Raw genomic sequence first — 2,492 nt, 5'->3', positions numbered from 1 at the left:
GGGCAGGGGCAGGGGCAGGGCCGCTGCGGCCCCCGACCACGGCGGGCCGCCGAAGGGACGGATGTCGTCGGCAGGGGGCGGGGTCACATCGGGGCGGGCTCGGCGGGAGGACGGTCGGGAGCGGCGTTACCGTGGGGACGTGGCGCTCTCCCTGGCGATCTCGCCCTGCCCCAACGACACCTTCGTCTTCGACGCGCTGGTGCACGGCCGGGTGCCGGGCGCGCCGCCGGTCGAAGTCACCTTCGCCGACGTCGACGTCACCAACACGGCAGCCGAACGGGGCGCCTTCGATCTGGTGAAGGTCAGCTACGCCGCGCTCCCCTGGCTGCTCGACGACTACCACCTGCTGCCCTGCGGCGGTGCGCTCGGCCGTGGCTGTGGCCCCCTCGTGCTCACCCGTGGGGAGAGCGACCGGGTCGACCTGGGCGGCGCCACGGTGGCGGTGCCCGGTGACCGGACCACGGCGTACCTGCTGTTCCGGCTCTGGTCGGCCGGACGGCCGCCGGCCCGGATCGAGATCGTGCCGGTCCACGAGATCATGCCAGGAGTCGCGGACGGGCGGTACGACGCCGGGCTGGTGATCCACGAGGCCCGCTTCACCTACCACCGGCACGGCCTGAGCGCCCTGGTCGACCTTGGCGAGTGGTGGGAGGCGGACACGGGGCTGCCCATCCCCCTCGGCGCGATCCTGGCCCGACGCGGGGCGGTCGACCCGCAGGCCGCGGCCGGCTGGGTCCGCGAGTCGGTCCGGCAGGCCTGGGCAGACCCGGCGGCCAGCCGCGAGTACGTGCTGGCGCACGCCCAGGAGATGGAGCCCGACGTGGTGGACCGGCACATCGGCCTCTACGTCAACGAGTTCACCGCCGACCTGGGGGACGCGGGGTTCGCCGCCGTGGAGGCGCTGCTGGGCTGGGCCGCCGACGCCGGGCTGGTGCCTCAGACCTCCAACTCGCTGGCCACCGCGTGGACCAGCTGAGCGATCTTCTGCGCGGTCTTGCGGTCGGGGAAGCGGCCCCGGCGCAGGTCCGGCTGCACCTTCGCCTCCAGCACCTTGATCATGTCCTCGACCAGGCCGTGCAGTTCCTCGGCCGGCCGGCGGCGCAGCTCGGCCATGGACGGCGGGGCGTCCAACAGCTTGACCCCCATCGCCTGGGCACCGCGCCGGCTGTCCACCACGCTGAAGTCGACCCGTTGCCCACCCTTGAGGTCGGTGACACCCGCCGGCAGCGCGCCCTTCGGCAGGAACACGTCGCCACCCTCGTCACTGGTGACGAACCCGTATCCCTTGGCCGCGTCATACCACTTCACTCGACCCGTCGGCACCTTGGAGACCCCTGCTTCACTCGATACGACTACTGCTCCAAGGCTAGCCCGATGATCCGGTCGAGCGCCGCCGGGAATCCGGTGAGGTCGTCGAGCACCACCTGCGCCCCGGCCGCGCGCAGGTCGTCCGCCGGGCAGGGGCCGGTGGCCACGCCGACGCCCGGGATGCCGGCCGCCCCGGCCGCCACCATGTCCGCCACGTGGTCACCGACGTAGAGCGCGGCACCGTGCTCCCGCAACGAGGTCGCCTTCTGCTCGGCGAAGAGGTCGCCTGCCAACTCGTCGACCGCCAGCCCGAGGTGGTCCAGGTGCAGCCGGGCCAACCGGCCGATCTTCGAGGTGACGACCATCACCCGGCCGCCCTGGGCGTGCACCGCGTCGACCGCCTCCCGCGCGCCGGGCATCGGCACCGACGGGGTGATCGCGTACGTCGGGTACAGCTCCCGGTAGAGCGTCACCGCCTCCTCGACCTGCTCCGCCGGGAACCAGTGGGCGAGTTCGGTGCGCAGCGGTGGGCCGAGCCGGGAGACGGCCAGCTCGGCGTCGACCGGCACACCCGTACGGGCGGTGAGCGCCCGGTAGGCGGCGGCGATGCCGGGGCGGGAGTCGATCAGGGTCATGTCGAGGTCGAACCCGACCATCAGCGCGGACATTCTGCGAAGGTACCCGGACAGGTCGCCCGAGCCGGACGTCCGGGCGGCGCGATCGGGCGCCCTCGGGCTAGCGTGGAACGACGATGACCACCTCACTCGCCGACCAGCTGCGCGCGCTGCCCGACGAGGCTCTCGCCGCGCTGCTCCAACTGCGGCCCGACCTCGTCGTGCCGGTGCCGGCCGACGTCTCCGCGCTCGCCCTGCGGGCCGAGTCGCGGGTGTCGGTCGCCCGCGCGCTCGACGGGCTGGACCAGTTCACCCTCCAGATCCTCGACGCCGCCCGGCTCACCCGGGACCAGTCGGAGGGCACCACCTCCACCGAGGCGGTCCTCGCCCTGGCCGCCGCCGGGCCGCACCCGCCCGCCCCGGCCACGGTCCGTGGCGCGGTCGACCGGCTCCGCGCCCGGTTCCTGCTGTACGGCCCGGAGCAGGCGCTGCGGGTCACCGGGAGCGTGGACGAGCTGGCCCCGTACCCGGCGGGGCTCGGTCGGCCGGCGGAGGAGCTGGACCTGCGGG

At 74.2% G+C, this 2,492-nt stretch carries 3 protein-coding genes and 1 pseudogene; 2 read left to right on the top strand and 2 right to left on the bottom strand.

All coding sequences use genetic code 11. The annotated features are described in order from the left end of the window. Nucleotides 1–139: 139 nt before the first annotated feature. The gene (locus ACOJTC_RS04785) at nt 140–976 is read left to right on the top strand and encodes a 1,4-dihydroxy-6-naphthoate synthase (RefSeq protein WP_420115902.1); all 837 of its coding nucleotides are present in this window, start codon (nt 140–142) and stop codon (nt 974–976) included. Here ACOJTC_RS04785 and ACOJTC_RS04780 read toward each other — a convergent pair. Beyond that, nucleotides 937–1,323 (bottom strand): cold-shock protein, encoded by a 387-nt coding sequence (locus ACOJTC_RS04780; RefSeq protein WP_204925856.1) that lies wholly within the window; start codon nt 1,321–1,323, stop codon nt 937–939. The genes ACOJTC_RS04785 and ACOJTC_RS04780 overlap by 40 nt on opposite strands. 29 nt (nt 1,324–1,352) lie before the next feature. After that, nucleotides 1,353–1,976, bottom strand: a complete 624-nt coding sequence (locus ACOJTC_RS04775; RefSeq protein WP_204925855.1) for an HAD family hydrolase — start codon at nt 1,974–1,976, stop codon at nt 1,353–1,355. Nucleotides 1,977–2,059: 83 nt separating this feature from the next. Between ACOJTC_RS04775 and ACOJTC_RS04770 the strand changes: the two are divergent. Beyond that, a pseudogene (locus ACOJTC_RS04770) lies at nt 2,060–2,492 on the top strand (hypothetical protein); the annotation flags it as partial.

This window comes from Micromonospora sp. (assembly GCF_048594385.1).
Taxonomy (GTDB): domain Bacteria; phylum Actinomycetota; class Actinomycetes; order Mycobacteriales; family Micromonosporaceae; genus Micromonospora; species Micromonospora wenchangensis.
The sequence above is the reverse complement of the archived record's forward strand: the minus strand, read 5'-3'. Positions and strand labels throughout refer to the sequence as shown.